General features: G+C 69.5%; 14 protein-coding genes. 9 read left to right on the top strand and 5 right to left on the bottom strand.

Going from position 1 to position 20,870, the window contains the following annotated elements:
* Positions 1-64: 64 nt before the first annotated feature.
* The 3 genes from ITI46_RS19285 to eccE form a co-directional block, all read right to left on the bottom strand.
* Entirely contained in the window at positions 65-3,625 is a 3,561-nt protein-coding gene (locus tag ITI46_RS19285) for an SCO5717 family growth-regulating ATPase (protein WP_307808235.1), read from the bottom strand.
* Between the two features lie 216 nt (positions 3,626-3,841).
* Positions 3,842-4,546 (bottom strand): hypothetical protein, encoded by a 705-nt coding sequence (locus ITI46_RS19290; protein WP_209240910.1) that lies wholly within the window; start codon positions 4,544-4,546, stop codon positions 3,842-3,844.
* Positions 4,546-5,925, bottom strand: a complete 1,380-nt coding sequence (gene eccE, locus ITI46_RS19295) for a type VII secretion protein EccE (protein ID WP_209240911.1) — start codon at positions 5,923-5,925, stop codon at positions 4,546-4,548. Before eccE ends, ITI46_RS19290 begins: the two co-directional genes overlap by 1 nt.
* Before the next feature lie 253 nt (positions 5,926-6,178).
* Between eccE and eccB the strand changes: the two genes are divergently transcribed.
* The 7 genes from eccB to ITI46_RS19330 all read left to right on the top strand — a co-directional run bounded on the left by eccB (position 6,179) and on the right by ITI46_RS19330 (position 13,919).
* Positions 6,179-7,702, top strand: coding sequence for a type VII secretion protein EccB (gene eccB, locus ITI46_RS19300; protein WP_209240912.1), 1,524 nt, complete (start codon positions 6,179-6,181; stop codon positions 7,700-7,702).
* A gap of 136 nt (positions 7,703-7,838) precedes the next feature.
* Positions 7,839-9,137 (top strand): type VII secretion-associated serine protease mycosin, encoded by a 1,299-nt coding sequence (gene mycP / locus ITI46_RS19305; RefSeq protein ID WP_209240928.1) that lies wholly within the window; start codon positions 7,839-7,841, stop codon positions 9,135-9,137.
* Between the two features lie 223 nt (positions 9,138-9,360).
* Entirely contained in the window at positions 9,361-9,888 is a 528-nt protein-coding gene (locus tag ITI46_RS19310) for a DUF2563 family protein (protein WP_209240913.1), read from the top strand.
* Between the two features lie 32 nt (positions 9,889-9,920).
* Positions 9,921-11,801: a WXG100 family type VII secretion target gene (locus ITI46_RS19315; protein WP_209240914.1), complete on the top strand. Its 1,881-nt coding sequence runs from the start codon at positions 9,921-9,923 to the stop codon at positions 11,799-11,801.
* Between the two features lie 16 nt (positions 11,802-11,817).
* Complete coding sequence (locus tag ITI46_RS19320; protein ID WP_247746237.1) at positions 11,818-13,044, top strand: S8 family serine peptidase; 1,227 nt, start codon at positions 11,818-11,820, stop codon at positions 13,042-13,044.
* Positions 13,045-13,125: 81 nt separating this feature from the next.
* Positions 13,126-13,509 carry a WXG100 family type VII secretion target gene (locus ITI46_RS19325; protein WP_209240916.1) on the top strand — a complete coding sequence of 128 codons (384 nt, stop codon included), beginning with the start codon at positions 13,126-13,128 and terminating at the stop codon, positions 13,507-13,509.
* Positions 13,510-13,601: 92 nt separating this feature from the next.
* Positions 13,602-13,919: a WXG100 family type VII secretion target gene (locus ITI46_RS19330; RefSeq protein ID WP_209240917.1), complete on the top strand. Its 318-nt coding sequence runs from the start codon at positions 13,602-13,604 to the stop codon at positions 13,917-13,919.
* 101 nt (positions 13,920-14,020) lie between these two features.
* On the opposite strand, the gene ITI46_RS19335 is transcribed toward ITI46_RS19330, so the two are convergent.
* Complete coding sequence (locus ITI46_RS19335) at positions 14,021-14,284, bottom strand: DUF397 domain-containing protein (RefSeq protein WP_209240918.1); 264 nt, start codon at positions 14,282-14,284, stop codon at positions 14,021-14,023.
* Positions 14,285-14,380: 96 nt separating this feature from the next.
* Complete coding sequence (gene eccCa, locus ITI46_RS19340) at positions 14,381-18,358, bottom strand: type VII secretion protein EccCa (protein WP_209240919.1); 3,978 nt, start codon at positions 18,356-18,358, stop codon at positions 14,381-14,383.
* 335 nt (positions 18,359-18,693) lie between these two features.
* On the opposite strand from eccCa, the gene eccD reads away from it, so the two are divergent.
* Entirely contained in the window at positions 18,694-20,220 is a 1,527-nt protein-coding gene (eccD, locus tag ITI46_RS19345; protein ID WP_209240920.1) for a type VII secretion integral membrane protein EccD, read from the top strand.
* A 94-nt stretch (positions 20,221-20,314) separates the two neighbouring features.
* On the top strand, positions 20,315-20,605 hold the full coding sequence (rpsO, locus tag ITI46_RS19350; protein ID WP_016470189.1) for a 30S ribosomal protein S15: 291 nt from the start codon (positions 20,315-20,317) through the stop codon (positions 20,603-20,605).
* The last annotated feature ends 265 nt before the right edge of the window (positions 20,606-20,870 follow it).

Consider the following 20,870-nt stretch of genomic DNA (forward strand, 5'->3'; position numbering starts at 1 on the left):
ACACTGTCCGCCGCCCCTCCGGCTGTCGTACTGTCTGCCCCTCCGGCTGCCGTGCGGCCTGCCGCTACTGCTGCCAGCCGCTGCCGGGCTGGGGCTGTCCCGGGTACTGCTGGCCGGGCTGCCCCGGACCCGGATACCCGTAACCCCCGCCAGGACCGTACGGCTGCTGGGGCTGCTGCTGCGCCGGTGGCGGACTGGCAGCAGCACCGGGGTGTCCGGGCTGTGCGGCCTGTCCCGGGACGCCGCCCTGCCCTGGCATCGGCGGGGCCAGTTGCGGCGGCGGGTTGCCGTCGGCCGTCCACAGGCCCTGCTCCTGCTGGGCGCGCGCGAAGTCCTCGGCGACCATCGCGGACAGATTGAAGTACGCCTCGCGCGTACGCGGCCGCATCATGTTCAGGTCCAGCTCGGCGCCCGCCGACAGATGCTCGTCGAACGGAACGGTGATCACGCCGCGGCACCTGGTCTCGAAGTGCGCCACGATGTCCTCGACCCGGATCATCTTGCCGACCTCGCGCACCCCGGAGATCACCGTGATGCTCCGCTGCACCAGCTCCGAGTAGCCGTGCGCGGCGAGCCAGTCGAGCGTCGTACTGGCGCTGCTCGCACCGTCGACGGACGGCGTGGAGATGATGATGAGCTGGTCGGCGAGGTCGAGCACCCCGCGCATCGCTGAGTAGAGCAGCCCCGTCCCCGAGTCCGTCAGGATGATCGGGTACTGCCTGCCCAGTACGTCGATGACACGGCGGTAGTCGTCGTCGTTGAACGTGGTCGAGATCGCCGGGTCGACATCGTTGGCCAGGATCTCCAGCCCGGACGACGCCTGGGACGTGAACCGGCGGATGTCCATATAGCTGTTGAGGTACGGGATCGCCGTGACCAGGTCCCGGATGGTGGCGCCGGTCTCGCGCCGCACCCGGCGGCCGAGCGTGCCGGCGTCCGGGTTGGCGTCGATGGCGATCACCTTGTCCTGGCGCTCGCTGGCGAGAGTGGAGCCCAGGGCCGTCGTGGTCGTCGTCTTCCCGACCCCGCCCTTGAGGCTGATGACGGCGATCCGGTAGCAGGACAGCACCGGCGTACGGATCACATCCAGCTTGCGCTGCCGCTCGGCCTCCTCCTTCTTGGCGCCGAACTTGAACCGCGAGCTCTTGTGGCCCGACTGGGGACGCGGCTTCTTCTTGTTGTTGATCAGCCGGTCCGAGGACAGCTCAACTGCCGCCGTATAGCCAAGCGGTGAACCCGATTGGTCCACCCGGCGCGGGTCGACAGCACCGGGGTTCGGTTGCAGAGGCTGCTGTGCGTGCGCGGGCGGCTGCTGATTCTGGGCCGCGGGCTGCTGTGCTTGAGGAGGGGGCTGCTGCGCCTGTGCGGGCGGTTGTGCCTGTGTCGGTGGCTGTGCCTGTTCGGGTGCCTGCGCGGCCGGTGATTGTGCTGGTTGCTGTTGCTGTTGCTGTTGCTGTTGTGCTTGGGCAGGTTGTTGCTGCTGTGCCGGTGCCTGGGGCCCTGTGTGAGGGTATTGGGCCTGTTGCTGGTGAGCCGTGGCCGGGTAGTGGGCCTGGGCTTGGGCCTGCTGGGCGGTCTGAGCTTGCTGGGCGGGAAGTTGGCCGTGCGGCTGGCCCTGCGCCGGCGCCGGCCCCTGGGCCTGGCCCTGCCCGTGCCCTTGAGGGGGCATGCCGGTCTGCTGCTGGCCGTGCGGCGGGCCGGGCTGGTTCGGCGCAGGCTGGTACTGCTGACCCGGCTGGGCCTGGCCGGGCTGGGGCTGGCCCGGCACCTGAGGGCCCGGCTGCTGCGGGGTGGGTGCTGAACCTGCGCCGCTGCTCTGGGGCTGTGGCTGCTGAGGCTGCTGGTGACCCGCCTGCGGGTAGCCGTAGCGGCTTTCCGGTGCTGCTTGCTGGGCGGACTGCGGCGTGTGGGCCTGCGGTGCCTGCTGGGTCTGCGGTGCCTGCTGCGAGGGCTGGGCCTGCTGCGGGACCTGGGGGGCTTGCGGGGCGTGCGGGGCCTGGCTCTGCGGGGCGTGGGGCTGCTGCGGTTCCTGAGGCGCCGCACCCTGCCACGCGGTGCCCTGCGGCGGTGCGGAGGCAGCAGGCTGGAAGTCCGGCGGCAGCGGGGGCAGCTCCTGCGCGCCTCCCGCGGTGCCACCGCCGCCCTCGCCCGGCGAGGCAGGCCAAGGGCCCGCCTCCTGCGGAGGAGCGGGGGAGAGGGGGTGGGGCGGCACAGCGTCCTGCGGCTCCGCGTCCCGGGGCTCCGCGGGTGCCTGTGCGGACGGTGTGCCGGCGTACCGGCCCTCGTCAGAGGGAGCGGCCAAGTCGAAGTCGTACGCGGCCGGAATCGCATCCTGCGGCTCCGCCGCGCCCGCACCGCTGTCGGGTACAGCGGACACGCGGTCGGTGTCCTGCCGGCCGTCGCTGTCCTGCGGCGCGTTCGCGGCGTCGTCGTTGTCACGCTCCGCCTGAGCGGCATACGCAGCGATCTCGCGGCGCAGCGCGGATGCGGAGAACTTCATGGTGGCGCCGTCCTCGACCTCGCCCGGGCCCTGCGGCCCCGCGATGTCGGAGCCCTCCGGGGCCGCCGGCTCATCCGGATCGCGCGTCACCTCCCCGGACTCCGTCTCGGACTCGGGCTCCGGCTCCGACCCTGAGCGAGGCTCGGTCCCGGATGGCGACGGTGCTCGCCAACTCGGCGAGGCAGCACGCGAAGAGGCCTCATTTTCGGACTCCTGCTCGCCTTGCCGGCCCTCCGAACGGGCCGCGTCCGAACCGAAGGAGTCAGGCCCCAGGTCGTCAGCCGCGCCGGCTGCGGGCTCGCTCCCCGGCTCCCGGCCGGCCCTTTCGTCCGCCGCCGGGAAACGGTCCACGTCGGCAGTCACTTCCGGGACGACCGCAACGTCCGCGTCGACGTCGACATCCACGTTGACGTCGACATCCGCGTCGACGTCAACATCCGGGTCCGCGTCCGGCGGAGCACCCGCAGCGTCTGAAGGGCCTGGAGTGGCCGAAGTGGCCGAAGCCGCCGACGTGGCGGCGAACGGCTCTTCCCGCTCGGCCCCGCGGCCGTCCACTTCCGTCGGCCCTTCCGGCCCTTCCGGCCCTTCCGGCTCGACCGGCTCGACCGGTTCCGAGGGCCCAGCTGCCTCCGCCGCGTCCTCCGTCTCCCCTCCCCGCTGCTCGCTGAACGGCTTCAGCGAGGGGAACGCGGGCAGGTCGGCCGACGGCGCCTCGGCGTCGTACGAACCAGGCACCCCAGAAGACTCTGTGGCCCCAGGCGACTCGTAGCCGTCGCTGGGCGCTGCGTTCGCGGCCGGGGGGACGGGCGGAGCCGACGGCGCCGGTGAACTCGCCCACCAGCCACCGTCGTTGAAACGTGAACCGCCGAAGTCCGAGTCGGCTGCCGAGTGGTCTCCCTGGTGGTCTTGCTCGTCCCGTCCGGCCGCCGGAGCCGACGTGCTCACAGGCGGCGCCTGGGGCTCGGGCCTGCTGGCCGCGTCCTGGGTGTACCAGGCAGGCGGCGTGTAGTCGATGGTGAACTGGCCCGTCGACTCCGGCTCGCTCTCGGCATCCGCTTCCGCGTCGAGCTGGTCGGAGCCGGGCATGGTCCCGCGGACGCGGATCTCGTCCCGGTCGCTGCTCACAATGCCTCCTGCTGTGGTCATTCACCCCGTGTTTGTCGCGCGCCCGCCCACGCGCGTCAGTCCAGCCTAATCATCGCAACTGCCGCGCGGGCAGGGCGGTCCTGTGACCGGCGTCGGTCCAGATCGTGCGCGACTCGTGGGCGACTGGTGCCGGTCGAGCCGTCGCGGTGTTCCGAATTGCTGTCAGTCGAGCCGCCGCAGTGCTCCCAACTGCTGTCAGTCGAGCCGCCGCGGCGTTCCCAGCAGCCCCGATTCCGCGTCTGTCGGCTGCGTGAGCGCGTACTGTCTTTCGCGCTGTGTGCACCACAGCGTGACTCCGTCGCCCAGGGTGGAGAGCGCCTCCACCTCCTGGCGCGGCAGTTGCATGATGCGCCCGATCTGCTGTGCCTCGTCCGGCGAGACCCGCTGGATGCCGGACAGCGCCGCACTGCGCAGCAGCCGGGGAGCGACCGGGCTCAGATACGGCAGCAGGGTCAGCACCGACTGCCACGGCATGGCCGCCACCCGACCGCGCGGAGGCCGCATTCCGCAGTCCCGGATCACCAGCACCGGACTGCTCACCGTGGGGCCCATGGGCGGCACCCGCCCCACGTCGTAGAGCGTGATGCACTCCTGGCCGGCGCCAGCCGCCTGCACCAGGTTCGTCCACACCTGCGCCCGCCCCGTCTCCACCGCGACCCGCGCGCCCGTCCCGGCCAGCCGCAGCGCCAGCACCTGGGCAGTCCACAGGCCGCCGATGAGGACCACGTCGTACGGGGTCGGGTGGTGGAAGCCGATCACCTGAGGGCGGCCCTCCGCGTCGTTTCCGACCACCACACCGTCGTCGCCGATGGGCAGCGAGAGGGCGCCCAAGTGGCCGGCGGGCACGGCGTGTTCCGTACGGCGCGGGCCCAGCATCCCTTGCGTATAGCGGCTCACCATCAGCGCACACCCCCCAGCGGCAGCGTTGCCAAGGCGCCAGGCAACTGCTCCCGGTCCAGCCGCACCAATCCGACCCGCGCCGAGCGCGCCGCCCGCTCCAGCTGTCGCCGGGCTGCCGCCAACTCGTTGTCCGAGCGGCCCGTCAGCCGCACATGGCCACTGACCGTCACCGCACTGCGCCGTGCCGAGCGGCCCAGCGTGAGGCTGAACGTCGTCGTGAGCGTCGGCGCGGACGTCAGCAGCGCCACAAGACGCGGCAGCGGAGTCGCGGCGCGCCCCAGCTCGGGCCAGCGGCCGACGCCGTACGAGGTGTGCCAGCGGTCGTCGCACCGCCAGAAGCGCGAGGACTCGGCAGTACGCCGTGCGGGGGCCGCGTCCGGCCGGCTCGCCCTGGCCGTGGCCACCGGGCTCACACAGGCCGAGGTCGCCACCGCGGCTATCAGCTCCTGCTCGTTGAGCACCGTCGCCACAAAACCCGCACCGGTGGCCCGGCTGGCCAGGTGGTCGGCAGCGCGCACCAGACAGCGCTGTGCGCCCTCCAGCCCGCCGCCGCGTGCCTTGACCGCCTCCGGAGACAGCTCCGGATCGAACTTCAGCGCCACCCACGTCAGCCGCAGTGCGGGTGACCCCGTCTGCTCCTGCAACGGCCCATAACTGCGACGCGCCACCGACTGCTCCGGCAGATGGGGCGCCGGCGCGGGCTGGACGTGCTGCACCACCTGGACGGACTCCAGCGCGATGCCGTCCACATCCAGCGCGTCGTGCATCAGCTCCAGCGGCAGGGCACGCGACCCGAAAGCGGGACGCAGCGCGCTGGGGGCTGCCTCTATCCGCACCAGAGCCGTCAGGAACGTGCCGTCACCCAGCATCCCTATGGTGCGCCGCTTTTTGTCGATGTAGGCGTACGTGCGCAGCGCCGGCGCACACTCCACCAGTGGGAGGAAGCTGGCGTCGATCCGCTCGCCCTCCGCGTCCAGCACCATCGCGGGCGTCAGCGGCTGAGCTGCCGTGCGCCTGCGTGCCCGCAGCGCCAGCAGAGTGCCGAACCAGTCGTGGACCGAGCGCTGGTGCCTGCGCATCACCGCCAGCGCCACCAGCCCGCCGGCGACCACGACGGCGGGCACCAGCATCAGCCGGTCGATGACCGCGGCGATCAACAGGACTGCTCCGGCGAGCTCCAGCAGCACGAGCTGTTGCAACTGGAGCGGCCCCAGACGGCTGGTGCGCGACTCGGTGCGCAGCGTCGTGGAGGCGGGGACCCGGGGCCTGGGCTGCGGTGATCCGGCTGCGGATGCGGCGGCTCCCCGGTGCCGGGACGCACCCGGCCCGGAGCGCCTCGCGGTGCCGGCCGCACCCCGCGCCCGCGTCGCAGATCCCATCCGAGAAGGCCCCCTCATGTCCGAATTCACCCCACTCGTCGGGGGCGTTGGGCGGGCGATCACGATACCGGAGCGGCACAACGCAACCCCCAACCGGCATAGTAGGTGCCCGGTCCGACAATCGGCAGCGCACGCGGGCGCTGCCCGGCGGACCGACGAGCGGTACCGTTCCGGGCCGGCCGGGGCCGTCAGGGCCCGTCAGGACCGGGCGGTGCGGGGGACAGCAGGGACTTCAGGGGAGCGTCTTTCACTCATGGCTTCACGGCGCGACGAGCTCAATGCCTACACCTTCGCCAAGAAGCGGTTGGTGGCGGCGTTTCTCCAGCCGTCACCGACAGGCAGTGAGGAGGGCGCCCCCCGCCCGCTGCGCGGCATCCTGCCCGGCATTGTCGTCGGCGCGCTGATCCTCGCGGGCTTCGGTGCCTGGGGGATGTTCAAACCGAAGGCTCCGGAAGGCTGGGACACGCCGAAAGAGAAGGTCATCATCGGCTCCGAGTCCACCACCCGCTATGTGGTGCTCGAGACCAACGGGAAGGCCCAGCTCCACCCGGTGCTCAATCTCGCCTCCGCCAAGCTCCTCCTGGATCCAGGCAAGGGCGAGGTCGTCAAGGTGGACGAAAAGGTTCTCGACAAGGGCGACATACCACACGGCGCCACCCTCGGCATTCCTTACGCCCCCGACCGGCTCCCCGAAGCCGGCGAGGCGGGCGAGAAGAAGCGCTGGGCAGTCTGCGAACGGCCCAGCCAGGGCGACCGCGCCGTCCAGAAGGCGGCGTTCGTACTGGCCGACCGGGACAAGGACAAGGTCGAGGGCAAGAACCGGCTGCGCGGCGGTGAGCTCGCCTTCGTCCAGGGCCCCGACGACCGGCTGTACGTCGTCGACAAGTCCGGCCGGAAGTACCGCATCGCGCAGGACAGGACACTGCTGACCATCCTGGTGGGCGACCGCAAGCCGCAGCGCGTCTCCCGCGAGTGGCTGGCCACGTTGCACACCGGCCACCACATCTCCTTCCCCCAGGTCCCCGGCCGGATCGGCTCCGACGCGGGTATCTCCGGGCTCGACCCGAACACCAACCAGGTGGGCACCGTGATCAAGTCGGTTTCGGGCAACCACATGCAGCACTACGTCGTACTGTCCGGCAAGGTCCTGCGGATCACCGACTTCATGGCGCAGCTGCTGCTGGCCTCCAAGCAGCTGCTGCCGCTGAACCAGGACGGCGAGGCCATCAAGGTCAACCCCAGCGCCTTCTCCGCCTCCGGCTCGTTCGGCTACTCCCTGAAGTGGCCACGGGAGAGGAGCTACGCCGTCAACTCCGCCAGCACCCGTTCGGGCAGCCGTAACGTCGTCTGCAACGTCCTGCGCGACGTCAATGGCAAGAACGGTGCCACCACGCTGAGCACCTGGGCGGGCAAGGAGTTCCCGGAACAACTCCCCGCCGGCACCTCCAGTGCGTACGTCACACCCGGTACCGGTCAGCTCGTCCGGCAGTTCAAGGGCCGCAGCCCACGCGACGGCGGCGTCTTCCTGGTGACCGACACCGGACTGCGCTACGCCATGCAGAACAACACCGACAGCGAACAGGGCGACTCCGGTATCGGCGAGGACGGCAAGAAGTCCAAGAAAGAGCAGCAGGAGCAGTCCGAGAGCCAGAACGCGCAGCGCAGGCTCGGCTACGAGAAGGTCAAGCCGGCGCCCATCCCCGCCGAATGGGCCGCGTTCCTGCCCACAGGACCACGCCTGTCCACCGGCGACGCACAACAGCCGCAGGGCTCCTGAGGGCGGGGTGACGAGGATGCCCGACAGGACGCCCAACAGCAGCCGGCCGATGTCGGCCCGGAAGACGGTGTCGGCCCCGAAGATGGTGGCTTCCCGGAAAACGGTGGCGGGCCGGAAGATGGTGGCAGCCGGGAAGATGGTGCTGGGCAGCCCGGTACGGCTCAGCAGCACGGCACTCCGGGGCGCGCGCCGCCTGGCGGCGATGGCCGCCGCGACAGCTGTCACCGCCTCGGCGCTGACGGTCACCATCGCCCAGCCCGCCTCCGCGGACACCACTACCCAGTGCAGCTTCCCCGCCAAGCCGTACGACGGCCGTCCGTGGTCGCTGCAGCGGGTCCTGCTCAACGAGCTGTGGAAGGACACCGACCAGGGAGCGGGCGTCCGGGTCGCCGTCATCGACACCGGCGTCGACACCACGAACAAGCAACTGAAGGACGCCGTCGACGCCAAGGCGGGCAAAAACCTGCTCCCCAAGAAGCCGAAGAAGGACGAGACGGGCCGTGCCACACCCCGCGGCAAGGCCGACGGCACCACCGACGAGGTCGGCCACGGCACCAAGGTCGCCGGCATCATCGCTGCGCGCCCGGCCCGCAAGACCGGTTTCGTGGGGCTCGCCCCCAAGGCGACGATCATCCCCATCAAGCAGAACGACGCCAACGGCAGCGGTACGGCCGCCAGCCTCGCCGACTCGATCGACTACGCCGTCAAAGCCGGCGCCGACGTCATCAACATCTCTCAGGACACCGCCGAGGCCCTGAAGCCGGACTCCGCACTGGAACAGGCGGTGCAGCGCGCCGTGCAGGCGGACGTCGTCGTCGTCGCCTCGGCGGGCAACGACGGCCTGGGCGGCAAGAACAAGAAGACCTACCCCGCCTCCTACCCCGGCGTCCTCGCCGTCGCCGCCTCCGACCGCAACAACGAACGCGCCCCCTTCTCGCAGGCGGGCGACTTCGTGGATGTGGCCGCGCCCGGCGTCGACATGGTCTCCACCGTCCCCAAGGGCGGCCACTGCGTCGACAACGGCACCAGCTTTTCCGCCCCCTATGTGGCGGGTGTCGCCGCCCTCCTCCGTGCGAAGCACAACAAGGGCCCCGACAAGTGGTCCCAGCAGAACATCGTCGCCCAGATCGAGCAGACCGCGGAGCGCTCGATCCCCGGCCACGACCGCCTCGTCGGCTGGGGTGTCGTCGACCCGGTGGCGGCCCTGACCGAGGACGACAAGCGCATCGACCACCCTGTGGCCAGAGAAGGCGTCGAGACGGCCGAAAAACCGACACCGGCCAAGCTTCAACTGGGAGAAACCGAGCAAGAACGGAACGAGAGGCTCGGAACCTACGTCCTTGTAGGCGGCGGCACCCTCGTCGCAGTAGTCGCAGGCACCTCCCTCGTCTACCGCGACTGGCGCCGCCGCAAGCACCCGACGGCAAGCAGCTGACCGCCGCTCCTGCCGCTGTCACTGCCCGCTGCTAGAAAGGTATGTGCCGCACATCCGTCAGACGTTACGGTCCTGCTACGAGCAACTGTCAGCACGTCATTTGCAGTTGGGATGAACCATCCCCAGCTACTACAGTGACATGAGCGCTTGTTCGACGGGACCCACAGAATCCCGACGGAGACCGACGAGCAGGCACGCGAAACGGGGCAGAAGGGGGGAGCCCATGGGGCGACCGGGGCCGGACGGCAAGGGGGCGCCACCGCCCGTACAGGGACCGACGTCGAAACCCGACCTCGAGCGGCGCGTCGAAGCGTTGAAGAAGCTGAAGAAGCGCATCGACGGTGTGATCACGCAGCTGGACGGTTCCCCCGGGGCCAAGCACAAGGTTGATGCGAAACGGCTCACCAGAAGGGCATTGAGCGGCGAGGGCGCTCTCTTCTTCGAAGCCGACGATCTCTTCACCAAGTACAACGAGGTGCACGACACCCTGACGAGCCTCTCGAAGAGCCTCCGGGACCAGATCGATGCCATGAGCATCGCCGTCAAGATCGCCGACGGCAAGTTCGACCAGTTGGAGGACGAAGAGAAGCGCCGGTTCTGGGAGATCTACGCCAGGGCTGCGGCCCAGGAAGAGAAGGCGAAGCACCACGGCAAGGGCCAGCACCCTGGTGGCGACAAGGGCCACCACCAGGATGGCGACGTGCCTGCGGACGAGAAGCACGGTGGCAACACTGACAAGACCGGCCTCTGACTGCCTGCTTACGCCCGGAAACAGGAGGACCCATGGGTGGCAAGAGCGACAAGAACGAGCCGGTTGACCCGTATTCCGGCAAGGGTTTCTCGGCTGACGAGATGCCGAAGGACGCCTCCATTCCCATGGCGTACAACCCTCTCTGGCAGCCGGATCAGAACCCCCTGCTCCCCTACACGGCCGGTGCGCCCCTTTTGCTGGCACCGAATGCGCCCAAGGGCCCCATCACCCCCTTCGACAGTTACCGCCTCAACCAGATGGTTGACCTGGTCAAACCCTCCGCCCCTCAGGACCTGGAGGATGTCGGGGAGGCTCTTTGGGATGCCGCCCGTGCCATCAAGGCGGCCGAGAGGGAGCTGAAGACGCACTTCGATGAGGCCGAGGCGGACTGGGAGGGCGAAGCGAAGCGGGCCTTCCACGAGTGGGGGATAAACCTTCGCAAGAACACCGTCAAGCTCAGCGAGTACGCGGCCACCGTCGGCTCACACCTCAAAGGCGCGGGCGTCGGCCTCGCCATGGTCAAGGCTTCGATGCCCGAGCGGGACCCGGGCGACGACAAGGCGGCACAGAAGGGCAGCAAGAATCTTCCCCCTCACGTTGCCCCCGAGATCGATGACGACTCCACGGAGGAAGGCCGCAAGCGAAAAGAACTCCGCAAAGAGGCCATCGCCCAGATGACCAAGCTGAGCTCCTACTACCAGGTGGCGCTCCAGCACATCCAGGCCGCGGAAAAAGACAAGCCGACCTTCTCGGCGATCCCGGATGTGGGGGTGCCGTCGGCGCCTCCGGGACATATTCGTCCTTCGCCTGGAGACGCTAGCCAGGGAGTTGCCCCGGAGTCGGCAGCAGTTGCCCCCCACGCTGCTGGAAGTCCAGCCTCTGAGAGGGACGCTCCTTCGGCGGCTTATGTACCCGGCAGCGATGGCACGATCGGAAGAGCGGACCCCATCGCGAGTCGCCCTCTCGCCGAGGACCACCTCGGCACATCTGTTGCTACGGACATCGACAGCGGCCCGCCTGCTCCCGTGGTGCAGCCGATGGATCCTGGCACCCCGCCCCAGATGCCGCCGACGAGCCAGCCCGGCCTGCCGACTGGTGGCCCGCCCCCCGGCCCCGGTCCAGGCCCCTTCGTTCCGCCGGGCGGCCCTCCGCTGCCCGGTCGACCGGGCCCCAACTCCGGACCGCCACGGCCGGTCGTGCCGCCAACCACGGGCCGCACCGGCGCGCCACGTCCGTTCGTGCCGCCGCCGACCACAGGACGCACCGGACCGACGAGCCCGAACGGTCCCATCGGGCGCCCGGGAAGGCCAGGCCCTGTCGTTGGTCCGGCCGTGCCTGCACAGACAGGCCAGCAGGCTGCCAACAACGGGACTCGCGGACTCGGGCGTCCCGGAATGATGGGTGTTCCCCCCGCCTCGACGGGCCCGAACGCCGGTGCGCGCGGCACCCGCCCCGGCGCCGGTCGGGCCACCCAACGTGGCGGAATTGTGGGGGGTACCCCCAGCAATCCCGGTTCCGGTTCAAGGCCCTCGGGGCCCAGGGCGCCTCGCGGCACGGTCATCGACGGACAAGGAGCCTCGGCAGTTCGGCGCCCCCCGGGCGTGGTCCCGCCGGTCAGTGGCTTGGGGGAGGGATCAACCGGCACCGGCGGCGGAGGTGGTTCATCCGCCCGGAAGGCGGCAACCAACCGGGACGGCGTCCTCGGAGAGCCCAGCAACGGCGCCTCGGAGCAAGACGGCAACTCGCGTGGCTTCATCCCCGGAGGCGGGGGTCTGGTAGTCGGTGGTCAGCCGACGACCCCTTCCTCGAAGCGCGAGAAGCGCGAGAGTGAGCGTCGCCCGGGCTATCTGTCGGAAGGCGAACGGAACGGATCGGCTGAGCGGCGTGGCAGTGTGCCGCCGGTGATCGAGTAATCCAATGAGAGCGACCATGACGGCAACATCTCGAAAGCAGCAAACAAAGCGTCGCCTCTTCACTGGATTTGTGGCAGTCGGAGCCTGGACGGTGTTCCTGACCGGGGCGGCTCCGGCTGCCCTCGCGGATGGCGTTCAGTCCCAGGAATGGCATCTGAAGCCCATGCAGGCCGAGAAGATGTGGAAGGTCAGCACCGGCAAGGGTATCAAGGTGGCCGTCGTGGACGGCGGAGTCGATCCGTCCACCCAGTCCCTTCGAGGCCGAGTGCTTCCCGGTAAGGACGTCTCCGGCGCTCCTGGCGATGAAACGCGGGATGATGACGGCCACGGAACGACGATGGCCGAACTCATCGCAGGCTCCGGGAAAGGCGGAACTCTGAAGGGTCTCGCACCAGGCGCGAAGATTATCCCGATCCGGACCACTTTGAAAGGCATGAAAGGCGCCGACACGAGGAAGGAACATCTCGGAGAAGCCATCAGGGCAGCTGCTGACAGCGACGCTCACATCATCAACCTGTCTGTGGCGGGCGCTCCTCACCCCAAGATCAAGGAGGCGGTGGAGTATGCGGAGAAGAAGGGAAAGCTTCTGCTCGCCGGAACTGGGAATGATGCGAAGAAGGGGAATCGCATCAACTACCCTGCCGCTTACCCGAATGTAGCGGGTGTAGGGGGCATCGATCGGAAGGGCAAGGTCGCTGACTACTCCACCTACGGCGACCAGACCGTCCTTTCCGGGCCGGCCGTGGGCCTTCCTGGGTGGTGCGACGGGAAGAAGGAAAGGTACTGCCCCCAGGGGGGCACCAGCGCCGCCACCGCCATCGCCTCGGCTTCCGCGGCCCTCATCTGGTCGCACCACCGGAACTGGACGGCGAACCAGGTTCTCCGCGTGCTGATGAAGACGGGGGACCTGGCGGATCGCCCCAGCAAGTACGTCGGCTACGGCGCCGTCCGCCCTCGCATCAACCTCTTGGAGGGCAAGGGCGACCCCGGCGACCCCGACATCAGTCCGCTCACCGGGGAGCGGACCCTCCACACCAAGTCGTCGAAGGAGCCGAGCTCCCATGCCAAGGGCTCCGGCAAAGACGACTCGAACAAAGAGGCTGCCTCTGGCAGGGCAAAGGTGGCAGACTCGAAGTCCAAGAAGGAGGACGGTGGTTGGCTCCTGCCCGCCGCCGGTGTCGCAGTAGGAGTCATCATCCTCGCGGGGTGCGGCTTCGCTGCCGTACGTCTGAGACGGAACTAGCGCAGTGACAGTGGGCGTCATAGTCGTAGACCGAAAGCGGCGATATGACGAGGTTCAGAACTCACGAAGGGGACGAGGAGCATGGCGGACCAGAAACTCGATGATGCGTCACTCCGTAAGAAGGAGGAGTGGCTCGTAACGAAGCTCGGCAACATCAACGGCCAGGTCAAGGGGCTCCAGGGTGTCATCGACTCGATCGAGACGCACTGGAGGGGCATTGGTGCGGGTGCCTTCAACGCGAAGCAGACCCAGATCAACAACCACATGGCCTCACTCAACCGGCTGCTGGCCTACTTCCTTGAAGGTATCGAGGCCGCCCGAAAGGCGTCCGGTCTCAATGAGGACGACATCGCGCAAGCCCTTCGCGGTATCGACGTGGCGGACAACAGCAGCGGATACGGAGTGGGCCCCGGGGGGCAGCCCGGCTCCAAGCTCGACATGTACTCGGCTCCGCCGTCGAACTGAGGCATAGCCCAAGGCTCTTTCAACCGCTCGTGAGATGAGGCCATATCGGCGGTCTTCACGGACGGCACAAAAACATCTCAGGGAGGAAGGTAATGCCGAATACGTATGAGGAAGGGCTGAAGGTAACTTATGCCAGCCTGGATGCCGCGGCTGACGCCATCGATAAGCAGGCGAAGAACCTGAAGAGCGACCTTGACGAGATTGAGCGTGAGGTCAGGGCGATCTCCGCGGTGTGGGAGGGCGAGGCGAAGACTGCCTACCAGGCGACGATGAAGAAGTGGGAGACGGAGGTCTCCGCTGTTCATCTCAACCTGATGCAGATCGCCCAGGCCGTGCGTCTGAGCAAGGACGGCTACCAGGCAACGGACATGAAGTCCGCCAAGTGGTTCCAGGATCACGGCAGGATCTGACGGTCCTGAACGGATCAGAATCCGTCACACACTGAGGGTGGGTTTTCCACGGAAACCCACCCTCAGTGTTTTCCCAAGCGTGCGGCTGCACCGCAGAGCGATTATTCCTGCGGTCCGCCACCACTGTGCGTCCCTGGCTCCAGATCGAACTCCCCATCCCGCGCCCCCAGTACAAACGCCTCCCACTCCGCGGCCGTGTACCGCAGCACCACGTCCGGCTCTTTCGAGTTGCGCATGGCGACGGCGCCGCCGGGGAGGTGGGCGATCTCTACGCGTTCTTCGTCGGGGCTGCCGGGGGCGCTCTCCCATACCGCGTCGGAGATGTCCATGGCGTACAGCTCTTCCTTTTCCTGCTGAGTACCCACAGCAGTTCTCCTTCCTCCGGCCTACGGTTTCGGAGTGTCAGCCTACGTGGACGCGGTGCGACCACGTGCCCGGATCACGGATCACAGATCAGGTGCTCAGGTCTCGTCCGGCAGCCAGCCCAACTGCACCAGTGGTGTGCCCCGCTTGCGGGAGACGAAGAAGCCGCGGCCGGGGGGCATGGGGTGCGGCCGGACGTTGCCCAGGAGGTCGCCCTCCGAGGGGTCGCCGGACAACACCACGCCCTGTGCCCCCAGTTCCTTGATGCGGGTCATGAAGGACTCGAACATCGACCGGGAGGCGCCGGCGCTGCTGCGCGCGATCAGGAACCGCACCCCCACATCGCGGGAGAAGGGGAGGTGCTCGGTGAGGACGGCCAGCGGGTTGCCGCTGGAGGTGGCGACCAGCTCGTAGTCGTCGACGACGATGAAGATCTGCGGGCCCGTCCACCAGCTGCGGTCACGCAGCTGCTGCGGGGTGACGTCCGAGGAGGGCGCGCGCCGGTCCATCAGATCGCGGAGCGCGTTCATATGCGTCTCCATCGTGTTGGACATCGGCGCGTATTCCAGCAGATGGCTGTCCGGGATGGCACCGAGCAGCGAGCGCCGGTAGTCGCCGACGACGATTTTCGCCTCGTCGCCGGAGTACCGCTCGGTGATCTGCTTGACCAGCAGCCGCAGCAGCGCCGTCTTGCCGGACTCGCTCTCGCCGAAGACGAGGAAGAACGGGTCGGTCTCGAAGTCGACGAAGACCGGCTCCAGGTTGTTCTCGTCGATGGCGAAGGCGACCCCGCGCTCGGGATGCTCGCCCCCGCCGGGGAGGTGGGCGACCGGGAGCTCCCGGGGCAGCAGCCTGACCTGCGGCGCGGGGCTGCCCTGCCAGTGCGCGCCGACGGTGTTGCACATCTCGGCGCTGGCGTCGGCGAGTTCGTCGTCCGAGCCGATGCCGTCGATCCGCGGGACGCCGGCCATGAAGTGCAGCGCGTCCATCGTCTGCCCGCGCCCTGGTACGCCGGGCGGCACATTGGCGGCGACCTTGCGGTTGAACTCGGAGTCCATGGTGTCACCGAGCCGCAGCTCCAGCCGGTTCATCAGCAGGTCCTTGAGGGCCGCACGGACCTCCATGTTGCGGGAGGCGGTGATGGCCAGGTGGACGCCGTAGCCGAGACCGCGGGCCGCGATGTCGTTGACGATGTCGGTCAGGCCCTCGTAGTCGTTGCGGAAGTTGCCCCAGCCGTCGATGACGAGGAAGACATCGCCCCACGGCTGGTCGGTGATCTCGCCGCGGGCGCGGCGCCTGCGGTAGGTGGTGATGGAGTCGATGTTGTTGGCGCGGAAGTACTCCTCGCGGCGGTTGAGGATGCCGTAGACCTCGGCGACCGTACGGCGCACCCGCTCCGGGTCCAGGCGGGAGGAGATACCGCCCACGTGCGGCAGCCCGGCGACGGCCGACATGCCGCCGCCACCGAAGTCGAGCCCGTAGAACTGCACTTCGGCGGGTGTGTGGGTGAGGGCGAACGACGAGATGAGGGTGCGCATCAGCGTGGACTTGCCGGACTGCGGGCCGCCCACCACCAGCATGTGGCCCGCGGCTCCGGCGAAGTCCAGGTACAGCGGGTCACGGCGCTGCTCGAACGGCTTGTCCACCAGCCCGACCGGGACGACCAGCTGCCCCTGCCGCGGATAGTCGACGGCGGCCAGGCCACGGCCTTCCACGGGGGCGAGCGGCGGCAGCAGTTCGTCCAGTGGTGAGGCGCTGTCCAGCGGCGGCAGCCACACCTGGTGGGCCGGCGTGCCCTGGCCTTCGAGCCGCCGTACGACCACGTCCAGCACGGTGTCGGCGAGTGCGTCGTCGTCGGCGCTCGGGGCTGGCTGGGCGGGGACCGGCGCAGCTTCAGGATCGGGGTCGGGCCGCTGCACGGGCACCTCGGCCGCGGTGAACAGCACGGGCCGCCGGTTCGGGGCCAGTGGGCCGGCCGGCAGGTCGCCGCCGCCGGCGCGGTAGACGCCGGAGACGTAGGCGGCCTTGAAACGGGTCATCTCGTCGGTGCCGAACTTGAGATAACCGGAACCGGGCACCGAGGGCAGGTGGTAGGCGTCGGGCACGCCCAGCGCTGCGCGGGACTCGGCGGCGGAGAAGGTGCGCAGTCCGACCCGGTAGGAGAGGTAGGTCTCCAGGCCGCGCAGCCGCCCTTCCTCCAGCCGCTGCGAGGCGAGCAGCAGATGCACACCCAGCGAGCGGCCGATGCGGCCGATCTGGATGAACATGTCGATGAAGTCCGGCTTGGCGGTGAGCAGCTCGCTGAACTCGTCGATGACCAGGACGAGGGAGGGGATGGGGGAGAGCGGGGCTCCGGCCGCGCGGGCCTTCTCGTAGTCGTGGATGTTGGCGTAGTTGCCGGCGTCGCGCAGCATCTCCTGGCGCCGGTTGAGCTCGCCGCGGATCGAGTCGCCCATCCGGTCGACGAGGGTCAGGTCGTCGGCGAGGTTGGTGATCACGGCGGCGACGTGCGGCATGTGCGCCATACCGGCGAACGTCGCACCGCCCTTGAAGTCCGCGAGGACGAAGTTCAGCGTCTCAGAGGAGTGGGTGACGGCCAGGCCGAGCACCAGGGTGCGCAGCAGCTCCGACTTACCGGAACCGGTCGCGCCCACGCACAGCCCGTGCGGGCCCATACCGTCCTGCGCGGCCTCCTTGAGGTCGAGCATCACCGGCTGGCCGTCCTCGCCCACACCGATGGGCACCCGCAGCCGCTCGGCCTGCGAACGCGGCCGCCAGGTGCGGGAGACGTCCACCGAGGCGGCGTCGCCCAGGCTGAGCAGATCGGTGAACTCCAGCTTGGCCAGCAGCGGTTCGTCGCCGTCGTCGCCGGAGCCGACCCGCAGCGGCGCCAGCTGCCGCGCCACCGCCTCGGCCGCCTCGTAGGAGAGGGAGTCCGGGGTCCCCTCGTAGACCATGCCCTGCCCCGACTCCAGGCGCAGGATGCGCGGGTTGACGACGACCGACAGACCGCCGCGCGCCACGTCGATGTCCCCGGGGACGATCTCGACGATGGTCACGCCCTGCAGCCCCTCCTGGGCGGCCAGCAGCGAGTTGGGCAGTACCGAGGTGCCGTCCAGGACGACGACGATGTGCGGCTGCTCCAGCAACGGATCCGCGCCGGCGCTGAACCGGGGCCGCCCCTCCAGCCGGGCGGCCAGCAGCTCCTCCAGCTCCAGAGTGTCGCCGACGATCAGCCGCCGCGCTCCCGCCCCGTCGGCCTGGTCCTTGGCCTGCGCGTGCGGCAGCCACTTGGCCCAGTCCCAGGCGGGGTAGGACTCCCGGTTCGCGGCGACGGCGATCACCAGGTCCTCGGGGGAGTGCATCGCGGCGAGTGAGCACAGCAGCGCGCGTGCCTCGGCGTACACCGAGTCGGGGTCACCGCTGACGGTCATGTGGTAGAAGGCGCGCAGCGACACGGCCATCGGGAGCCCGCCGAGGGTGGCGTGGGTGTTGATGAACTGGTGCATCGCGCCGACCGTCAGCGGCTCCAGCTCGTCGACCGGCGCCGTCTCCGGGCTGATCAGCGGGGTGGCCAGCTGCTGTACGCCGAGCCCGACGCGCACCTGCCCGAAGTCCACGTCGGAGGGGCGTCGCTCCCACACCCTGCTGCCCTCGGCCACCAGGGACCACAGCTGGTCGGGCGCGGGGTGCAGATAGAACTGGGCGTCGCGCTGCTTGAGCGCCGTCCTGCGGACCGTACGCCGGGTCTGTGCCAGGTACTTGAGGTAGTCGCGCCGGGACTGCGCCATCTCCCCCTGGGTGCCCCGGCGCATCCGCACGATCATGGCGATGACCATGGTGAGCGTCGAGAACAGCATCAGGACACCCATGATCTTCATCATCGGGTGGGAGTTCATGCCGGGCATGAGGAAGTACACGCTGGACCCGCCCATGCCGAGCATCGGCAGGAGCTGCATCCACATGCCCTCCTGCTTGTTCTTGGGCAGCTCGGGCGGCGGCTCCAACCGCAGCTCTTCGGCGGGCACTTCGGGAGGCAACGCCCGAGGCGGACGCTTGACGACGATCTGGGTCACTCGCGCACCAATTTCCCTTGCGTTCCCTTGCGTTCCCTGGGTTCCTACGTCGGGCCCATGCCGGTTCCCGTCGGGCCCCGCGCCGGGTTCCTGCGTAAGGGACCCCATTTTCGACCAGGCCCCCGGCCCCATTTTGCTGCCCCTGGGCGCCCCGCGTCCCTGGTGCGGAAGGAACGGTTCGGTGCCGGCACCCCCGTGGCGACTCCCTCTGGACGGCCCCCTCCGCGGCTGGTGATCCTAGTGGCACGGTGAGTTGACCGGGAGCGGTAGGGTGTCGCGCGCTGCCGCCATGACCGCGGCAGCCGCCCAGCAGGCTCTTCGAGGGGGACACACAGGTGAGTACGACGGCTTCCGCCGCGGCCACCGGATCCGGCGGGCAGCCGGGCTCCGGCGGTGCCCGAGGTGCGGCCGGTCCGTCCGGCCGGGCGGCCGGGTCGGCCCTGGACACCGGCTTCAGCCGGGTGACCATCGTCGCGCCCGACAGCCGGATCGACGTCGCCCTCCCCGAGGACATCCCGGTCGCCGACCTCTACCCCGAGATCCTCCGGCTCTCCGGCCAGAGCCCGGCCGAGGGCGCGCCCGTCGGCTACCACCTGGTGCGCCGCGACGGCACGGTCCTGGACAGCTCCCGCTCGTTCGCGGCCCAGCGCATCCTGGACGGCGAGGTGCTCAGCCTGCGCCCGTTCGCCGAGTCGCTGCCGCCCGCCGTCTTCGACGACGTCTCCGACGCGGTCGCCTCAGCGGTCACCCGCGACCGCCGGCTGTGGGGCGACGGCATGCTGCGCGCCGCCGGGCTGATCGGCGGCGGGGTGCTGCTGGCGCTGATGGCGGTCGTGCTGTGGTTCTCCGACCCGACAGGGCACGACATGCACGGCCTGGCGGGCGTCCTGGCCGCGGTCACCGGCGTGCTGCTGCTTGCGCTGTCCGCCGTACGGGCCCGCGTCTACGACGACCGGCCCAGCGCCGTCACGCTCGGCCTGGCGGCCATGCCGCATCTGATGGTGGCGGGCAGTGGCCTGCTGCCGCTGGAGGACGGCCTGGGCATCGGCAGGCTGCAGTTCCTGCTCGGCTGTGTGTCCGTACTGCTGGCCGCCACGATCCTGATCGCGCTCACCCCCAACGGGGACGGCCCGTTCGTCGCCGCTGCCTTCACCGCGACCATCGGCACCGTGATCACCTTCATCGCCATCGTGACCGACCTGCGCCCGGTGGAGACGGCCGCCATCTGCGCGCCCGTCGCCGTCGGCGTGCTGGCGTTCCTGCCGGGGCTCTCGACCCGCTTCGCGCGGCTGCCCATCGGGTTCGAGGCCACCCGCACCCAGATGAGCGACTACGACGCCGACCCGGACGCGGCGCCCGAGACCCAGGGGCCGATCGACGCCGAGCGGATCGCGGCGCAGGCGCGGCGCGGTCACGAGCTGCTGGTCGGGCTGGTCGGCGGCTGCGCGGCCGTGGTCGTCGCCTCCGCAGCGGTGCTCAGCTTCTCCCCGTCCGGCTGGGGGCAGCTGCTCACGCTGGCGACGGGCATCGCGATGCTGCTGCGCGCCCGCCTCTTCCGCTACACCTCGCAGGTCAGCAGCTCCCTGATCGCCGGTCTCGTCGCGCTGCTGCTGCTCGGCGCCGGCCTGGCGGGGGACTTCCCCGCCGGCGGTGACGCGCTGCGGACCGTGTGGCTGAGCGCCGCGCTCGCCGGTGCCGCGGTGCTGGCCGTCGCCATCGGGCTGGCCGTCCCGAGCAAGGGCGTGACTCCCTTCTGGGGCCGGTTCGTGGAGATCCTCGAGACGTTCGTGCTGCTCACGCTGGTGCCGCTGTGCCTGGCGGTGATGAACGTCTACTCGGCGGCCCGCAGTCTCACCAGCTAGCCACTGGTACCCTGTACCGGCCTCCCGAGTATCGAAGACTCCCCTGTGAAGCAGACCAGGGGCGCTCGGCGGCCCGAACCCCTGAGGAGTACGAGTGTCGTCTCTCGACGCCGCGACGAAGAAGCAGATCATCTCCGAGTTCGCCACCAAGGAGGGTGACACCGGCTCCCCCGAGGTCCAGGTGGCGCTGCTCTCCCGTCGCATCAGCGACCTGACCGAGCACCTGAAGACCCACAAGCACGACCACCACTCGCGCCGTGGTCTGCTGCTGCTGGTCGGCCAGCGTCGCCGCCTGCTGCAGTACCTCGCCAAGAAGGACATCCAGCGCTTCCGTGCACTGGTCGAACGCCTCGGCATCCGCCGCGGCGCGGCGGGTGCCCGCTAGTACGTGACGAAGGGAGCGGTTCCCGGACCCGGGGGCCGCTCCCTTCGCCGTATCGCAGTACGGCCGCTCGCCGTATCGCAGTACGACGGCATCTCGCGGAACGTAGATGCTTTGTAGTCTTGTCACGCGGGACAACGCCGCGAGACAAAGCAGTAGGCACCACCACCGACAGCCAAGCAAAGGAGCGCGCCCGAGACGCCGGTCCTCGGTAGTGGCCCCCGGACCCGTGGAAACCCCGCGGAGGCACCGGGAGCTTCGATCGAAG

This window comes from Streptomyces oryzae (assembly GCF_017676365.1).
Taxonomy (GTDB): Bacteria; Actinomycetota; Actinomycetes; order Streptomycetales; family Streptomycetaceae; genus Streptomyces; species Streptomyces oryzae.

What these genes read in the sequence shown, in the direction of transcription:
- ITI46_RS19290 (WP_209240910.1), bottom strand. Translation starts at nt 4,546, where the DNA reads ATGGTGAGCCGCTATACGCAAGGGATGCTGGGCCCGCGCCGTACGGAA.
- eccE (WP_209240911.1), bottom strand. Translation starts at nt 5,925, where the DNA reads ATGGGATCTGCGACGCGGGCGCGGGGTGCGGCCGGCACCGCGAGGCGC.
- eccB (WP_209240912.1), top strand. Translation starts at nt 6,179, where the DNA reads ATGGCTTCACGGCGCGACGAGCTCAATGCCTACACCTTCGCCAAGAAG.
- mycP (WP_209240928.1), top strand. Translation starts at nt 7,839, where the DNA reads ATGGTGCTGGGCAGCCCGGTACGGCTCAGCAGCACGGCACTCCGGGGC.
- ITI46_RS19310 (WP_209240913.1), top strand. Translation starts at nt 9,361, where the DNA reads ATGGGGCGACCGGGGCCGGACGGCAAGGGGGCGCCACCGCCCGTACAG.
- ITI46_RS19315 (WP_209240914.1), top strand. Translation starts at nt 9,921, where the DNA reads ATGGGTGGCAAGAGCGACAAGAACGAGCCGGTTGACCCGTATTCCGGC.
- ITI46_RS19320 (WP_247746237.1), top strand. Translation starts at nt 11,818, where the DNA reads ATGACGGCAACATCTCGAAAGCAGCAAACAAAGCGTCGCCTCTTCACT.
- ITI46_RS19325 (WP_209240916.1), top strand. Translation starts at nt 13,126, where the DNA reads ATGGCGGACCAGAAACTCGATGATGCGTCACTCCGTAAGAAGGAGGAG.
- ITI46_RS19330 (WP_209240917.1), top strand. Translation starts at nt 13,602, where the DNA reads ATGCCGAATACGTATGAGGAAGGGCTGAAGGTAACTTATGCCAGCCTG.